At 41.6% G+C, this 17469-nt stretch carries 15 protein-coding genes; 6 read left to right on the plus strand and 9 right to left on the minus strand.

Annotated features, from left to right (window positions below; genetic code table 11):
• The first annotated feature begins 62 nt into the window (after window positions 1-62).
• The 6 genes from rfbB to BN3283_RS01805 all read left to right on the plus strand — a co-directional run bounded on the left by rfbB (window position 63) and on the right by BN3283_RS01805 (window position 7352).
• Complete coding sequence (rfbB, locus tag BN3283_RS01780; protein ID WP_059025443.1) at window positions 63-1121, plus strand: dTDP-glucose 4,6-dehydratase; 1059 nt, start codon at window positions 63-65, stop codon at window positions 1119-1121.
• Window positions 1122-1147: 26 nt separating this feature from the next.
• On the plus strand, window positions 1148-1693 hold the full coding sequence (gene rfbC, locus BN3283_RS01785) for a dTDP-4-dehydrorhamnose 3,5-epimerase (RefSeq protein ID WP_059025444.1): 546 nt from the start codon (window positions 1148-1150) through the stop codon (window positions 1691-1693).
• A gap of 43 nt (window positions 1694-1736) precedes the next feature.
• The gene (locus tag BN3283_RS01790) at window positions 1737-3677 is read left to right on the plus strand and encodes a polysaccharide biosynthesis protein (protein ID WP_059025445.1); all 1941 of its coding nucleotides are present in this window, start codon (window positions 1737-1739) and stop codon (window positions 3675-3677) included.
• Window positions 3678-3689: 12 nt separating this feature from the next.
• On the plus strand, window positions 3690-4553 hold the full coding sequence (rfbD, locus tag BN3283_RS01795) for a dTDP-4-dehydrorhamnose reductase (RefSeq protein WP_059025446.1): 864 nt from the start codon (window positions 3690-3692) through the stop codon (window positions 4551-4553).
• Between the two features lie 194 nt (window positions 4554-4747).
• Entirely contained in the window at window positions 4748-6361 is a 1614-nt protein-coding gene (locus BN3283_RS01800) for an ABC-F family ATP-binding cassette domain-containing protein (protein WP_041502320.1), read from the plus strand.
• 58 nt (window positions 6362-6419) lie between these two features.
• Entirely contained in the window at window positions 6420-7352 is a 933-nt protein-coding gene (locus BN3283_RS01805; protein WP_041502319.1) for a UDP-glucuronic acid decarboxylase family protein, read from the plus strand.
• A gap of 77 nt (window positions 7353-7429) precedes the next feature.
• On the opposite strand, the gene BN3283_RS01810 is transcribed toward BN3283_RS01805, so the two are convergent.
• The 9 genes from BN3283_RS01810 to BN3283_RS01850 all read right to left on the minus strand — a co-directional run bounded on the left by BN3283_RS01810 (window position 7430) and on the right by BN3283_RS01850 (window position 17465).
• On the minus strand, window positions 7430-8611 hold the full coding sequence (locus tag BN3283_RS01810; protein WP_059025447.1) for a glycosyltransferase family 2 protein: 1182 nt from the start codon (window positions 8609-8611) through the stop codon (window positions 7430-7432).
• 1 nt (window position 8612) lies between these two features.
• Window positions 8613-10541 (minus strand): ATP-binding protein, encoded by a 1929-nt coding sequence (locus BN3283_RS01815; protein ID WP_059025448.1) that lies wholly within the window; start codon window positions 10539-10541, stop codon window positions 8613-8615.
• A gap of 32 nt (window positions 10542-10573) precedes the next feature.
• A complete protein-coding gene (locus BN3283_RS01820; RefSeq protein ID WP_082667040.1) occupies window positions 10574-11653 on the minus strand; it encodes an endonuclease/exonuclease/phosphatase family protein in 1080 nt (359 codons plus the stop codon).
• A gap of 5 nt (window positions 11654-11658) precedes the next feature.
• Window positions 11659-12510: a glycosyltransferase family 2 protein gene (locus tag BN3283_RS01825; RefSeq protein ID WP_059025450.1), complete on the minus strand. Its 852-nt coding sequence runs from the start codon at window positions 12508-12510 to the stop codon at window positions 11659-11661.
• Between the two features lie 16 nt (window positions 12511-12526).
• Window positions 12527-13681: a glycosyltransferase family 4 protein gene (locus tag BN3283_RS01830; protein WP_059025451.1), complete on the minus strand. Its 1155-nt coding sequence runs from the start codon at window positions 13679-13681 to the stop codon at window positions 12527-12529.
• Window positions 13678-14817, minus strand: coding sequence for a glycosyltransferase family protein (locus BN3283_RS01835; protein ID WP_059025519.1), 1140 nt, complete (start codon window positions 14815-14817; stop codon window positions 13678-13680). The genes BN3283_RS01830 and BN3283_RS01835 overlap by 4 nt, the downstream gene beginning before the upstream one ends.
• A gap of 19 nt (window positions 14818-14836) precedes the next feature.
• Window positions 14837-14998, minus strand: a complete 162-nt coding sequence (locus BN3283_RS14725; protein WP_082667041.1) for a DUF4842 domain-containing protein — start codon at window positions 14996-14998, stop codon at window positions 14837-14839.
• Between the two features lie 489 nt (window positions 14999-15487).
• A complete protein-coding gene (locus tag BN3283_RS01845) occupies window positions 15488-16534 on the minus strand; it encodes a glycosyltransferase family 2 protein (RefSeq protein ID WP_059025453.1) in 1047 nt (348 codons plus the stop codon).
• A 4-nt stretch (window positions 16535-16538) separates the two neighbouring features.
• A complete protein-coding gene (locus BN3283_RS01850; RefSeq protein WP_059025454.1) occupies window positions 16539-17465 on the minus strand; it encodes a glycosyltransferase in 927 nt (308 codons plus the stop codon).
• Between the last annotated feature and the right edge of the window lie 4 nt (window positions 17466-17469).

Here is a 17469-nt window from a genome sequence, read left to right on the forward strand (position 1 = left end):
AAATTCATCGTATACTTGTTCTTCGATAAACTTTTAGCTTAAATATTTTAATTTGAAATAAGATGAAAAATATATTGATTACCGGTGGAGCCGGGTTTATCGGTTCGCATCTGGTCAGATGGATGGTAAATAAATATCCTGAATATCGGATCGTGAATTTGGACAAGTTGACGTATGCCGGAAATTTAGCTAACCTGAAGGATATCGAACATTGTCCTAATTATGTATTTGTGAAGGAGGATATTTGTAATTTCGACAGGATTCAGGAGATCTTTCGTCAATATGGCATCGATGGTGTGATTCATTTGGCGGCGGAGAGTCACGTGGATCGTTCCATTAAAGATCCCTTTTCGTTCGCTCAAACCAACGTGATGGGAACATTGAGTTTGTTGCAGGCCGCTAAATTGGCTTGGGATGGAGAGTTCGAGGGTAAATTATTTTATCATGTCTCAACCGATGAGGTGTACGGAGCGTTGAAAAACGACGGAAGTTTTTTCGTGGAGACGACGAAATACGATCCCCATTCCCCTTACTCTGCTTCTAAAGCTTCTTCCGACCATTTCGTGAGAGCTTTTCATGATACTTACGGTTTGCCGATAAAAATTTCCAATTGTTCAAACAATTACGGGCCTTATCAATTTCCTGAGAAGTTAATTCCGTTGTTTATCAATAATATACGTCATGATAAGCCGCTTCCGGTATACGGCAAGGGAGAAAACGTGCGGGATTGGTTATACGTGGTGGATCACGCGAGGGCGATCGATTTGATATTTCATGAAGGAAGGGTAGGAGATACGTACAATATCGGCGGTTTCAATGAATGGAAAAATATCGATTTGATAAAAGTGATGATCCGGGTAACGGATCGTTTGTTGGGGCGGCCGGAGGGTACTTCCGATAAGTTGATCACTTATGTGACCGACCGGGCGGGACACGATTTGCGGTATGCCATCGATTCGACGAAACTGCATAAGGAATTGGGTTGGGAGCCTTCTTTACAGTTCGAAGAAGGGATAGAGAAGACGGTAAGATGGTATTTAGAAAATCAGGAGTGGTTGGATAACGTGACGAGCGGCGGTTATCAAACCTATTATGAAAAGATGTACGGTTCTGCTATTTAGAGTATTGTAGTATAATAATCTATCGGATGAAAGTAGTTAAGACAGATATAGAGGGAGTCGTGATCATAGAACCTCGGGTTTTTGGAGATGAGCGGGGATATTTTTTCGAGAGTTTTTCTCAGCGGGAATTTGAACGTCAAGTAGGAAAGGTAGTATTTGTACAGGATAATGAATCTCGTTCTGTACACGGAGTATTGAGGGGGTTACATTACCAATTGCCTCCCTACACGCAATCGAAATTGGTTCGTGCGGTGAGCGGTATGATTTTGGATGTAGTCGTTGATATACGGACCGGATCTCCCACGTATGGAAAACATTTGGCGATAGAGTTAAGCGGAGAGAATAAGCGGCAATTATTTATCCCGAAAGGGTTTGCACATGGTTTTGTCGTTTTAAGCAAGGAGGTCGTTTTTCAGTATAAATGCGATAACTTTTATGCTCCGGAGTATGAGGCGGGTATTTGTTATGATGATCCCGATTTGCGGATTGATTGGAGATTGCCTGCGGATGTTATGATTTTATCTGAAAAGGATAAGAATCGTCCTTATTTTAAGGACGTAAAAGGAATATGATTCCTTAAAGTTATAGGTTGCATCGGTTAAATTAAAGTGAATCATGAATGAGTTGTTCGAGCTGAGGAGCTTGGCTTCTAAAATTGTACACTCGAGATACATAAGCAGATGGATCGTATTGGCCATAGATTTGATTTTATCCGTTGGCGTGACTCTGTTTGTTTATTTTATTATTATGTATGTGACAGAAACGCCAATAAAGGCGGGGTATGTGGGGGGATTGACGGTATGGTCAGCCGTGTATAGCTTGTTGGCTTTTCTGGGATTGCATGCTTATCGGGGAGTCGTGAGGCATACGACACTGCAGGAAACGTGGCGTATCGGGGTGGCTATTATTTTGAAGGTGATATTGTTGTATTTTACCATTCATTGGATCATTCCGGAGGTTTCGGTAAACCGTTTGTTGCTGGGTGGGATTATCGATTTGAATTTTAGTGCCGTCGTATTGGTTTCCCTGAGGGTCTTGTTTATCAATGTGTACGAATTTTTAAAGACGCATTCGATAGGCCAGGTCGAGCGGGTTTTAATATATGGTATGGATAGCAAAAGTGCTTCGTTGAATATTACGTTATCTAATAATTTCCTACCTAATTACCGGGTAGTGGGATACTTGACGATAGGCAGGCGATACAAGCATTACCGCTTATCCGGAGTCTCTGTTTATTCCGTGAAGGGAGAGGAGTCTTTTAATCGTCTGGTAAGGCGCTTGCAGGTTAAAGGCATTGTTTTTCCGGATTATTGGACGGCCCAGGACGAACAGGACCGGTTGGTACGTTTTTGTCAAAAAAGAGGTTTGGAAATGCTTATACTTCCCGGAATCGAAGAGGTATACGATGGCAATCTGCCTCGTCCCCGAATGAAAACCATTCGCTTGGAGGATTTGTTGGGACGCGATGAGATTCGAATCAGCATGCGGGAGATTTCGGCTAAATTGGAAGGTAAAGTAGTGATGGTTACCGGGGCTGCCGGTTCTATAGGAAGCGAACTTTGCAGGCAATTGACTCGTTTTAAGATCAGACAGTTGATTCTTTTTGATTCGGCCGAGACACCTATGCATAATATACAGTTGGAATTCATAGATCGTTATCCGGGGACTTCTTTCGTTCCGGTTATCGGGGACGTACGCTCTCCGGAGCGGGTGGATTTCGTTTTTCGTAAGTACCATCCGCAAGTCGTTTTTCATGCGGCGGCTTATAAACATGTCCCATTGATGGAGTTGAATCCCTGTGAGGCCGTGTTGGTTAATGTATGTGGGACTTGCAATATGGCGGATTATTCCGTAAAATACGGGGTAGATCAGTTTGTCATGATCTCTACGGATAAGGCGGTGAATCCTACGAATGTGATGGGAGCCTCGAAGCGTTTGGCGGAAATCTATGTCCAGAGTTTGAGTGTGGCTATTCGAGACGGGAAATACGCGGGACGAACCCGATTCATTACTACCCGATTCGGGAATGTTTTGGGATCTAACGGGTCGGTGATTCCCCGGTTCAGGGAGCAAATCAGAAACGGGGGACCGGTGACGGTGACTCATCCGGATATTATTCGTTATTTTATGACGATACCGGAAGCTTGTCGATTGGTGTTAGAGGCAGGGACCATGGGTGACGGCGGTGAGATTTTTATATTTGAGATGGGAAAACCGGTGAAGATTGCGGATATGGCCCGGCGTATGATAGAATTGTCCGGGTTTGTTCCGGATAAAGAGATAAAAATCGTTTATACCGGTTTACGTCCCGGGGAAAAGTTATACGAGGAGTTGTTGAGTAATAAGGAGAATACGAGCCCCACGATGCACGATAAGATCCGTATTGCTAAAGTCAGAGAGTATGACTATGAGGAGATAAAAGAGGAGTTGAAGGAGATTTGTGAATTATCGTCGGCTGTGAATATTCCGGAAATGATTTGTAAAATGAAAATGATCGTACCGGAGTACATCAGCAAAAATTCGGAATTTGAGAAATTTGATAAAGTTCATGTTTAGTGTTTTTAAGGTATGGCGAATATATTGATAACAGGGGCTAACGGACAGTTAGGCTCGGAATTTCAGGAAAGAAAGTTTTCATTGTTAGACGAGGTGTTTTACACGGATGTAGAGGAGTTGGATATAACGGATTTAAAAGCAATATGTTCGTTCATCGAGGTGCATGAAATCGATACGATCATTAATTGTGCTGCCTATACTGCGGTAGATCGGGCCGAAGAAGAGGAGGAGAAAGCGGCTTTAATCAATCGGGATGCCGTCGCTAATTTGGCTAAGGCTGCCGCGAGATTGGACTGTTTATTGATACATATCTCCACGGATTATGTTTTTGACGGAATTCATGATCATCCTTACACGGAAAAAGAGGCAACGAATCCGCAGACTGTCTACGGGCGTACCAAGTTAGAAGGAGAACAGGCTATCAAACGTTCCGGTTGCATGCATATTATTATTCGCACCGCTTGGTTGTATTCGTCATTCGGGCATAATTTTGTCAAGACGATTTGTCGCCTCGCTAAAGAAAAAGAGGAGGTGAATGTGGTGGATGATCAATGGGGAACTCCGACTTACGCGGGAGATTTGGCTGATGCTATAATAAAGATGTTAGAGAATGATGAATTACCGGAACATGAAGGTATCTATCATTACACGAATGAGGGTAGTTGTTCTTGGTATGAATTTGCAAAGGAGATCGTTTCTTTATCCGGAGAGAGTTGTCAGGTAAATCCTATTTCTACGGATCAGTACCCGGTAAAGGCGAAACGTCCGGTCTATTCGGTATTGGATAAGGCAAAGATTAAGCGGGAATTCGAAATAGAGATTCCGGAATGGAAAGAAGCCTTGATCCGCTGTATGAACAAAGGATTCAAAGCATAGTATTTGGGCGGAGAAGAGTATTTGCCGGGGGAGAAAGGGGATTGCTTTCCGGGTATCGGAACGTTTGTGGGATTAGTAACGATATAAAGTATTGTATTAATCTTTATTTGTGAGATTTGGAAATAAAACATATCTTTGCAGGCGTTTCTTTAGAGGTTAAATGTGTTGATTATCAATAAAAAAGATATAATAGAATGATTGTAGTTTCAAATTTAGAGATTCAATTTGGAAAACGGGTTTTATTTCGGGATGTGAATTTAAAATTTACTCCGGGAAACTGTTACGGTGTGATTGGGGCGAATGGTGCGGGAAAATCGACTTTATTACGGATGTTAAGCGGGGATTTGGAACCCACGCGTGGAAACGTGATGTTCGGTCCGGGAGAACGGCTATCGGTATTGAAACAGGATCATCAAGCTTATAATGAGTGTACGGTATTGGATACGGTGATGCAGGGATATCTGGATTTATGGAATGTAATGAAGGAGAAGGATGCATTATACGCGAAGCCCGATTTTTCGGATGAGGATGGGGTCAGGGCTGCCGAATTGGAGGAGAGATTTGCGGAGATGGACGGTTGGAATGCAGAAAGTGATGCGGCATCTTTATTGAGTGGATTGGGAATAGAGGAGGAGTGGCATTATTCGTTAATGAAAGATTTGAGCGGTAAACAGAAAGTGCGGGTTTTGTTGGCTCAGGCGTTGTTCGGTAAGCCGGATAATTTATTGTTGGACGAACCGACGAATGATTTGGATATAGAGACTGTGATGTGGCTGGAAAATTATTTGTCCAATTACGAAAATACCGTATTAGTCGTATCGCATGACCGGCATTTCTTGGATGCCGTTAGTACTCATACGGTAGATATCGATTTCGGTAAGGTACAGCTATTTGCCGGTAATTATAGTTTTTGGTACGAGTCGAGTCAGTTGGCTTTACGTCAGGCCCAGGCTAAAAATAAAAAAGCGGAGGAGAAAAGGAAGGAGTTGTTGGAGTTCATTCAGCGATTTAGTGCTAATGTCGCTAAGTCAAAGCAAACGACGAGTCGGAAGAAGATGTTGGAAAAGTTGAATGTAGAGGAAATTCTTCCCTCTTCCCGGAAATATCCCGGTATAATTTTTACCCCGGAACGGGAAGTGGGAGATCGGATTCTCGATGTACGTGGCTTGAGTAAGCAGGTCGAGGGGAAGTGGTTGTTCAGGAACGTAGAGTTTACCGTGGATAAGGGGGATAAGATCGTATTCTGGTCGAAAGATCCCCGGGCAATGACGGCTTTATTGGAGATTATTACCGGAAATGATAAGCCTGATACAGGATCGTATATTTGGGGTGTAACGATTACCAATGCCTATTTACCGTTGGATAATTCGGCCTTTTTTCAAACGGATATGACATTGGTAGAGTGGTTGGGACAATATTCAATGGACACGAGCGAGACTTTTTTACGCGGTTTCTTAGGGAAGATGCTTTTTTCCGGAGAGGATATATATAAACGGGTGAAAGTATTATCGGGGGGAGAGAAGATGCGTTGTATGATTGCCCGCATGATGCTGACAAATGCAAACGTATTGGTATTGGATTCTCCCGCAAACCATTTGGATTTGGAATCTATTCAGGCATTTAATAATATGTTGGTTGCATTTAAAGGCGTTGTATTGATGAATTCGCACGATCATGAGTTCATTCAAACGGTTTGTAACCGGATTATCGAGTTGACACCTGACGGAATTATCGATAAACGTATGGATTTTGATGATTATATTACGAGTGATACTATAAAAGCACAAGCGGAGAAAATGTATAGATAGGGGCTATAAGGGGCTGTTGGGGTGTAAATGAAAATTTATAATTCCTAAATATGAAAAAATGAAAAAGATATTGATAACCGGGGGGGCAGGTTTTTTGGGTTCCCATCTATGCGAACGTTTGTTGGCAACAGGAGCGCGGATTACTTGTTTGGATAATTTTTTTACCGGTGCAAGGGAAAATATTGCCCATTTATTGGATCATCCTCGTTTCGAGTTGGTAAATCACGATATTGTATACCCGTATATTATAAAAGATGCGGATGAGATCTATAATTTGGCTTGCCCTGCTTCTCCCATTCATTATCAATATGACCCGATAAAAACATTGAAAACCTCCGTGATCGGGGCTGTTAATGTACTGGGAATGGCCAAACAGTCCAATGCCAAGGTCCTGCAAGCTTCTACGAGTGAGATATATGGAGATCCTATCGTGCATCCGCAACCTGAAGATTATTGGGGAAATGTAAATCCTATCGGGATTCGTTCCTGTTACGATGAGGGTAAACGGTGTGCTGAAACCTTGTTTATGGATTATCATCGGCAACTGATGATTCGGATAAAAATTGTACGTATTTTTAATACTTATGGGCCTCGTATGTCAATAAACGACGGACGTGTAGTATCTAATTTTATTGTTAACGCCTTACGCGGGGAGGATATAGAAATATATGGAGATGGTTCGCAAACCCGTAGTTTTCAATACGTGGATGATTTGGTCGAAGGTATGATCCGTACCATGCAAACGGACGATAGTTTTACAGGACCCGTGAATATAGGTAATCCGAATGAATTCACCATCTTGGAATTGGCTCATCAGATTTTAGAGCTCACCGGGTCTAAATCAAAAATCGTATTTAAGCCGTTGCCTTCGGATGATCCGAAACAGAGAAAACCGGATATTACTATGGCAGAAAAAGTATTGGATTGGAAACCGGCTATTCCGTTACGAGAGGGGTTATTACGAACGATTGATTATTTCCGGAAAATGTAAAATTCAGTGGCCGAATGAGGTATTTTTAATTATGGAATTGTTCGGTAGTGCCGTGGAACACGTGTAGGTTCGAGGCTTTATTGTTTTCTTTTGGCCTTTTCCCAGGCTCCAGTCCCTTTGTGTTTCTGTAAATAGAAGAAGGCTTTTATTACATTCAGATTCATGAATACGAAGTAATAAGGAATGAATAAAATTTTTACTTTGATGTGTCGTCGTTGCAGAATACTTCCTCCAATTGCCATAAGATAAAATAGAGATTGAAGGACGAGCAGGATCATGTAGCCTGTTTGTTCCGGCTTTAGACTGACGAGTAGAATATTTAAAGGAAACAGAAGAAAGAGGAGTACGGGTGTGATCGACCATCTCAAGACCCTGTGGGAGATGTATTGAAAGCTTAATATGCCGTGACGGAAGATATTCAACAAGGGGAGTAGCCTCCATATAGCTTGCAGTCCGCCGGCGGCAATACGTACTTTTCTTTTTTGTTCGTTCCCGATATCGGCGGAGGCGGATTCTATGGCGTATGCCGCATCTCTGTAAGCGATTTTATAGCCTTGAGAGGCAATGCTCATGGATAGGACGAAGTCGTCTAATAGCGTATCTTCCGGCATGGTTTTGAAAAGTGAAGTACGGATGGCGAAAAGTTCTCCTGCTGCTCCTACTGTTGAATACAGGCGGGAATCCCACGATTTCAGTTTGGATTCGTATCGCCAATAAAAACCTTCTCCTCCTGCGGCAGCGTTATCTTTATCTTCGACAACAATTCGCTTTTCTCCGGCGACGCAACCTACAGCGGGATCGGAAAACGGGGTTAGGATCTCCCGTATCGCTTCTTGGTTTAACATGGTATTGGCATCTGTAAATACAGTGAAAGGGGTATGTATATATTGCATTCCCCGGTTAAGGGCAGCTGTTTTTCCTTTTCTTTCGGGGACGTGCAAGACTGTGATCTCCGGATATTCAGCTAATTTTAGATTCGTGTTATCGGTACTTCCATCCGTGACCCATACGATGTTTAGTTTACCTTTCGGATAATTGAGCCGGTTACAGTTTTCCATTTTCAAATCCACTATATCCTCCTCGTTATAGGCGGCAATTAGGAGGGTTGCCGTCGGGGTCGGTTTTTGCAGGTATAACGGTTGAACAGGGTGTCGTTTTTCTTTTATTTTGACGAGTAAATAGAGAAGGAGGCCGTAGCCTATGTAGGTATAGAGAACGATAATGGCGGCTATCCAGAAAAAATAGTCTATTCCGAGCATCTTATTTTAAATATTTTTCGAGGGTTTCTTTTAAGAGTAACGAGGATATCGGTTTGGTCAAAAAATCATTGCATCCGGCTTCCAACGTCCGGGTACGATCATCGTTAAAAGCAAAAGCTGTTAAAGCGATGATTGGAATGTCTTTGGATTTTTCCCGAATAATACGGGTCGCTTCCAAACCGTCCATTTCCGGCATTTTAATATCCATTAGGATGAGATCCGGTTTCTCTTCATTAAATAATTTAATCGCTTCAATACCATTCCAGGCGTGTAATAGTTTATATTTTTTACCTATCAGGACTTTTAGAAGCAAGAAATTACTTTCTACGTCTTCTGCGATTAGAATCGTGTATTGTGTGTCCATCTCTTCTTTTACGTTGATTCGATTTACAGGTTCTTCCGTGCTTTTTAATGGAGTCGAACGATAAGGAATCGTAAACCTGAATGTAGTGCCTTTATTTAATTCCGATTCAACGGAGATTTCCCCTTTCATTTTTTGGACGATCATTTTGCAGATGGCAAGACCGAGTCCCGTACCTTGAGAAAAGGAGTTGAGCTTGGTAAAACGGCTGAAAATATCATTTAATTTTTCGCGTGGGATACCGCATCCCGTGTCTATCACATAAAATTCTATTTTTTCTCCTAACAAATGATATCCGAAACGGATGTACCCCTTGGACGTGAATTTTATAGCATTGGTAATTAAATTGGAAAGGACTTGTGCCAGTCTGTTTCCATCGATCTGTATGATTAACTCCGCGGGGAGGTCCAATAACAGCGTTACGTTTTTTGCCGTACGATGTTGATACATCTGCAAAATCTTTTGGCATAATTCGCTGATATCAGTCGGTTTATCGTAAAACTCCAGGGTTCCGGCTTCGATCTTGGATAAATCGAGTATGTCGTTGACGAGTTGGATGAGTAATTCCGAGTTATTCTCTACGATTTCCATGTAGTTCCGTTTCTCTTCCTGATCCGGAAGATCGCAGATCAACCGGGAAAAACCGATGATGGCGTTAAGCGGAGTTCTGATCTCGTGACTCATGTTTGATAGAAAAGTCGATTTCAACCGATCCGATTGTTCTGCTTTTAGCCGGGCTTTGATGAGTTCTTGCTCAGAATTTTTCATATCCGTGATATCCCATGAAATTCCCACTAAAAAAGTAGGCTCTCCTTTATCGTCCCGGATTAGGGTTTTTAATGTTTTGACGGTACGTAATTCTCCTGACTTGTTTTGGTAAGTTTCGATGAATTCGATATCCTTGCCCGTACTTAATAAACGAAGATCGTCGTTTCTAAAATGTTCAGCATCCTTTTCATTGGGAAATATTTCAAAATCGGTTTTACCGATAACGCAGTCGGTCGGAATATGTGAATGTATTTCAAACGCTTTATTCCAATACAGGTAACGGAGGTCTTTGGTATCCTTAACAAAGAGATAGACCGGAATATTATCTAAGACGGAATTAAACAGACTGTTTAATTCTTTAATCTTATTCTCGTGTCGTATGGTTGAAGAGATATCCCTACAAAATACCCATATTTTTTCTTCTCCCTGGTAATTTATGATTCTGGAGACTATTTCTACGGGTCTACTGCTTCCGTCCGGGTATTTATGCCTGGAAATATACCTGCATCCTGTTGAGTTCTCCCTGAAGAATTTTAATTTTTCAGGCCAATTCTTCTGAGTTATTTCCAAATGAAAATCCCAAATAAAATAGGTAGAGATCGGTTTATTTAAATTGTAACTTATCTTGGTTTGATCGTTGGCATAATAAAGAGATCCGTCGGTTCTGAGTGCATATATCTCTTCATTAGACGAATTCATGGCTTGAATGATCTCCTCTGTTTCTTCAGGAGAAGGGGGATAATCTTTCTCCGAAGAGGTTTTCTGTTGAATAGGGTCCGTACGAGGTAAATCATTTTCCATTTCCGAATAATTATAGGTAAGCAAAGATAATATTATTTTACTAATTCGATCCCTGTAACAACAGGATTATGATCACTCCAGGGGAGGGAGGGAGAGCGATAGGAAGTCCCGTGAATTTCAGGAGAATATAATACATAGTCTATCCTGAATAATTTGCAAAGATTACGGTAAGTATATCCGTATCCGTTTCCGCTTGTCATAAAGCTGTCTTTCAGTTTCCCTCTGATTTTACGATAGACGTAAGAAGTGGGAGGATCATTAAAATCTCCGCATACGATAGTCGGAAACCGGGTAGTATCGATGATGGATCGCAATAATTCCGCTTGTTGAGCCCGTATCTCTAAATTATTTTTTAACGTCATAATGATTTCTTTTACCGCCTTTTTCCCGCCTGTCGGAGTGTCCTTCAAAAGTTGTTGGCGTAATTGTTTCTCTTTTTGGCTGAAATTGGTCGTTTGCATATGTACGTTGAAAATGCGAATCGTATCTTGCCCGATCTTTATATCTGCCCACAGGGCATTATTTGTCGGGGAATCAAAGCTTATATTTTGGGAGGAGATGATAGGGTAGCGACTCAATATGGCAATTCCGTAATTGGAAGTATGGGTTTGGTGCGACCAGCTTTTAGCCGAATAAGGTAAACTTAAAAAACGGGAAGTCGGAGAGATTGCGTTTTCTTGATTGGACTCACCGTATTCTTGCAAACAGAGAATATCCACGTTATTCGATTCCGAGAAGTTCACGATATCGGGAATGGAGGTATGATTGGATTCTAAGTTCTTAAAATTTAAAATGTTGTAGGTCGCGATGCGAATCTTATCGTCCTCGGGGTTAGAAGAGGGTGAAAATTGGAATAAGGATAAAAGATAAGGGATATTTAACAGGATCGCTGCGATGGGAACGGAAATCCACCTCTTTTTTTTAATCGCCCAATATATACAAAGCAGGAGGTTCATAGTTAATGTGACAGGAAGGAGTAAGCCGAGAATAGCGATGGCCCAGGAGGTTTCCGGATGAACATAAACGGCCAATGCTCCCGTAATACTACTTAGTGCGATGAACAACGTAATTGGAATCATTAATAAAGAAAGCATGAATCGAAGTGCTGCCATAATTTTTATTTGATAAGATTTGAATCTTCGTCTTTATATTCTGTTTTGGTGGTAAAATAACTTTTCATACCTGAAAGGTATTTGATGATTCGTGTTTTAAAGCTGTTGAAAAAGGAGCCGTCCGCACTTACCGTTCCGTATCCTGTTACAGCCCGTGCTTTTCTTTTTCGAACAAAAGCGATTTTTCCGAATTTCTTTAACCCCAAAGCCATAGATCCGTCTTCGCCCCGGATGATGTCGACACGGTAGCCGACTTTTTTCCCGTATTCGACCTTGTAGGCGAACACCAATCCCCGGACACTTAGTTCCGGTCTTTTGAAAGATTGTAAAAAGAGATGGGTATCTCTCATGAATTCATATATTTTGAGACCTAACCACGGGTGATCTTTATCTGGAATATAACTCCAGAGAGAAGATACGGCAACAACCCCGGGTTGTTCTAATTTTTGGATAAGGGTCTCCACGTAGCGGGGGGGGTACATGGTGTCGGAATCGATGCAGATGTAATATTTACCTCGGACTTGTTCCAAACCACATCGGCGGGCATATCCGCAACTTTTTCGTGTTTCGTTGTAATAAGGAATACCGGAAGCTTTATAAATATCCGCCGTACGATCCGTAGAGCTATTGTCTACTCCTATGATCTCCATAGGATAACGGCAAAGGGAATCGCTAAGGGACCAAAGGCAGGCAGCCAAATGTTTTTCTTCGTTATGAGCAATGACGACGACGGATACTAATGGTTGTTCCGATTGATTGATACGTTGTAGTTTCTCCCTTATTTCTTGTAGTGTTTGGGGAGGAATTTCATCATAGGTTTTATTGTAAACGGATAGATATTTTGAATACCAAGACATAGTGGCTGATTTTTGTTTATATTTTTCGAGGTAATATTTGTTCAAAAAGATGTTTCCATTGCTCGGCAATGTGTTCTATTTTGAATCTTTCCACGTGTATACGTGCGGCTTTTCCCATTCTTTTTCTTTCCTCGTTCTCTTCGATTAAATAACATATTTTTTCTGCTAATTGTTTTATATTGCCGTCTTCTGCAAGGAGGCCGTCTTGTCCATCCCGAATAATATCCCGGGGGCCGCAGGGGCAGGTAAATGAAACGGGGGGAACACCGCAAGCCATGGCCTCGATAATGACCATACCGAATCCTTCAAAACGGGAACTCAAGACAAATATAGAGCTTTCGCAATATTTATCAACGATGTCAGTGACGGAGTGTTCTAAAATACATGATTTTTCCAATTGTAATTGATGTATCTGGGCCTCTAATTGAGAGCGCATGCCGTCGCCGTATATTTTTAATGTCCAATCCGGATGTTTGGGGGCCACGTATTGCCAGGCATCGATCAGGCGGTCGAATCCTTTTTGCGGTACGTACCTTCCGATGGCTATGACCTGTTTCGGCTCCAAAGAAGAAGTTTTGTCGGGAAAAAAAGAGAGCGGGTTATAAATTACCTCGACGTTGTCCAATTCCTTCCAATATCCTTTGTCTTCGTGACTAAGAACAATAAATTTCTTTAATCTCTTCAATTGCCGTATCAGTTGATTCATCCAGAATTTGGCTATTATTTGTTGCAACCAATGCGGTAACTTTTCGTTGCTGAAATCCCGGTAATTGGAACGGTTAAAATGGATTTCACCCAGTTTTATACTACCGTCCGGTATGGAGTTGATAAAATTGATCTCTCTCCGTAACATGGATATGGTGATATCCGGACGAATGTTGCAAAGGATCTCCTTCAAACGTTTTTTGTATAGTCGTTGTTTTTTCCGGTATCCGACAATTCGTTTATGGAGGGGTTGACCGTAAAGGTGATCGAAGTTTATATCCAATTGTATTAGTTTCACTTTCGGAGAAAGCGGATAGTAAGGAGCCTTTTCTTTCCCGTCAGTGATGATGATATAGATTTCATAGTTAAAGACTTCTGTGAAATAGTTCGCCTTCAAGGTAAGAACCCGTTCCATGCCGCTCGGGTAATAGAGAGAGGGGATACAATAAGCTATTTTAAGATTCATGGTTCAGTTTTGCTTGAGGTTACGACATCGGTTATTTTTTGCATTTGCTGTGTCCACGAAAGAGCCGGTTCGATGGAATTCCGAATTTCTGCCGGTATAAAGGGATGTGTTTGCCAGAAGTCGACAAGAGATTGGATATTTATAGGCGAATCGTCGGCCGGGGCTTTCATGATATAGGGCATACGATCGAAGTCTTCATCTGTTTCGGAATAGACGAATGGTATTCCCCGGGCGGCGTATTCTCTGTTTTTTAAAGTTTTGATCTTTGAAATTTGGCTACGATGCCTGGCTAAACTGGCAACTCCCATGTCTGTTTGTTCGAATATATTGTCTAATTCTTCCCCGAATACGGGGCCGTGGAAAAATATTTTTTCTTCCAAATGATGGTCCGTGGCCATTTGATGGAGTTCGTTTAAAATATCCGGCATTCCTCCTCCGACCAGGTGGAGATACACGTCCGTATCGTGCGGTTGTTTATAATATTCTATCATGCCGGCCACGATACGGTCGTAGCCATGCCAGCGATGCATGTCTGCCACCCCCGTCAGATGAAACTCTCGGAAAGAATAGTCGTTTTGTGTTTTTAATTTTATCCGGCTGAAATCGATTCCATTGGAGATGTTGATCGTGGGAACATGCCAGATGGAGGTATAGCCGGAAAATGTCACGATCCGAAAAAGTTGTTTAGCCATGGATGTCCGGAAAAATTTATCCGCGTACAACATTAGTTTTTCTTTTAAAGCCAGACCGTTATACTCTTGATCATAGGGATAGGTAGGAATTTCTGCGACAGTTTTAATTCCTTTGTTACGTAATTTTTTTAGAAAGCGGATCAGGAACGGATTGGCGTTATGATCGTATCGCATATAAACGAAACGGATGTCATTGTCCAGTATATACCGGTACAGGTGGCTATATGCCGTTCGTTTTTTTATTTTGGCGATCCATCCTTTCCCGTAGTTATCTATTATTGTTTCTTCGACCCGTCGGATGTGATTGCCCTCCGCATCCGAGTCCAAATAACAAAACCGGACATCCCATCCGCAGGCTTTCAACGCGTCTTTTTGATAAAATATTTTTTTACTGATGCCGTTATATTCGGCAAAGCCATGAAAAATTAAAAAAAGCATTTTCATAGGAATCGTGTTTCTACCGTTATCTGTAAATGTACGCATCGTTTGTGCTGGGGGCTTTATACCATTCCAAATAATTTGTACCTCCTGATTTTACCCATTTTTCGAAATCCGGGTATGCTTTTAGTATCGAGATCGCTTCGGACGGATAACGGAAAGAACGGGGTACCAGCAAGCCCCACATCAAACCGTCCGTACTTTCTTCTATGGGACGACTGATATTGCTCAGAGCCGTATGTTTGAAACGTCTGATTCTGACTGCCTACCCCTTTGGCCAATAGGATCGCCTTCTCTTTTTCGAATACTGGGTTCTCGTCAAATATTTCGATGGTATAAAAATATTTGTTGTTATGAGTGTCATAAGGGAGGACTGTCACATCCAGGGTCGAAATATTCGACCAATCGAAATTTTTAGGGATATTTTGAATGATGTAATTTTTTTCAAAATATTCCGGGTCAAAATAATCTTTCTGACATCCGATTAATATAGCGATAAAAAATATGACCGACAGTACCTTTTGGAGTATTTTCTCTCTCATCACCTTGTTTATTTAGAGTATTATTGAAGACTAAATATATGCCAAGTAGAATAAATTTAACAAAATATCTACTATACAAATATACATAAATTGGGCGGTAAATAAATGTTTTAATAGGGTAAACTTATTTTAAATCAAATTATTCGGTGTATTTTTTCAATAAATATCCAGCATAGTGGATAAAAAAGAGCCGGTAATTTAAAACTAAAAAATAGTATCCGGTATCGTTTATTGTTCAGTCGTTTTTTTATCAAACCGGACGTATGGGCTAATTGGAATAACTGGGAATCGTGCAAGGACTCTATTATTTTTCTTTTTTCCCGGTAGGTGACATATCGGCAATTGGCTGCAAGCGGTAGGAGTTGCCGGATATGTTCCAGTACGATTATTGTCCCGTATTCGCGGGCCAAAGGATCGGGGTGGTTCATAACGTAATGAGTACAGTCCGTTATTAATTCTGCGCGTTGCAGCAGGAGAGAACGGGTGATGGAGTAACGTTCTGCATCCGAGTTGGAAGTGGATCCTTCCCGGATTAGATAGTAATAAGTGATTTTTTCCAAAGCGACCACAAACCGGGCATTCATGCACTCTTGAATAAAGAAATAACGGTCTTCGAGTATTCGATGTTCTTTATTGCGAATGTGAAATTCATTCAAAAAACTGATCTTGAATAGTTTGTTCCACGTGGCGAGCCCCATTAATGTATCGGGATTAACATAGAAATTCATTACCTCTTCGGGGGAGACCAATACGGAGAATTGACGTTTGTGAAAGGGATAACGCTTTTCTCCGGAAGGCATGACATAGGCTGTATTCCCGGCTATGATATCCGCCTGAGGATATTCCATAGCCTTCTGGTATAGTGTTTCGACACAATCGGAAGAGAGTTGGTCGTCACTATCCATAAACAGGATGTATTCTCCCCGGGCTTCTTCTATGGCCCGGTTGCGGGCTGATCCAGGCCCTTGATTTCTTTCTTGGTCTATGATCCTTACCTTTTCCCTTTGGGGATGGGTACGGAGTATTTCTCTGACGATATCGAGACTACCGTCGTTTCCTTTATCATCTAACAAAAGGATTTCCAAACCATCGAAATCTTGATTAAGAGCTGAGAGCAGGGCTTCTTTTATATAGAGGGCCACGTTATAAACAGGCATGGCTAAAGTTACTTTGTAGGTCATGGGATCAAGATTTTTTAGTGATAAACAGTCTCAGCATGCTTTTAACGGAAACAAGGCGGGGATAGGAAAAAAGGAATCTGCCAAGGGTACGGAATTTCTCTTTTACCGTCATTTCCCTCCCTCTATAGACGGTTGCGTTTAACATGATAGAGATAAACCGGCGGACGGTTTTTTTTATCTCGTTGTTTTTGTCTTTACTGAACTCCAATAATTTTGAAGAAACAATAAAGTAGCATTTCATATTTTGATATGAGAATCTTCGGGTCATGATGGAATTTGCCCTTATCCTCCTTTTGAAAAATGGTTTCGCGATAAATCCCGTCCGGTCGGCCGACATGTAAAGTTGGGCGGTAAATAGTTGGTCTTCATGAATGATTCCGGGTAGGAATGTCAGTTTTATACGTTCTAAAAATGAGCGTCGGATAAAGCTCAGGCAGGCTGACGATTGAAACCGGAAGGTACCCAATTGCAAATTCAGCATTTCGACCCCGTTGTAGATGCGATCTTCCAAACCTTGTGTCCGAGAATACTTATTGTCTAAACGTATATGGTCGTCATCTGAAAAAGTATCCGCATCGAAAAATAGAAAATCCAATCGAAGAGTCTGGCATTTGGAATAACACTCCTCTAAGGTCGTTGCTTCTAATAGATCATCACTGTCCATAAAATAGATATATTCTCCTTTTGCCATAGCCAGGCCTTGGTTACGCGTGACGGATAATCCTTTGTTTTCTTGTGAAAATAGGATGATACGATTATCGGATGCAGCTAAGTCCTGCATGATCCGTAAACTTCTGTCGGTGGAACCGTCATTGATGAGAAGAATTTCAATCTCGTATAGTGTTTGCCGGAGGATGGAATCGACAGTCGCTTTGAGGTAAGCTTCCGTGTTGTATATGGGTATAATGATACTGACTTTAGGCTGTTCCATGTTG

This window comes from Gabonibacter massiliensis, assembly GCA_001487125.1.
GTDB classification, from domain to species: Bacteria; Bacteroidota; Bacteroidia; order Bacteroidales; family Marinifilaceae; genus Gabonibacter; species Gabonibacter massiliensis.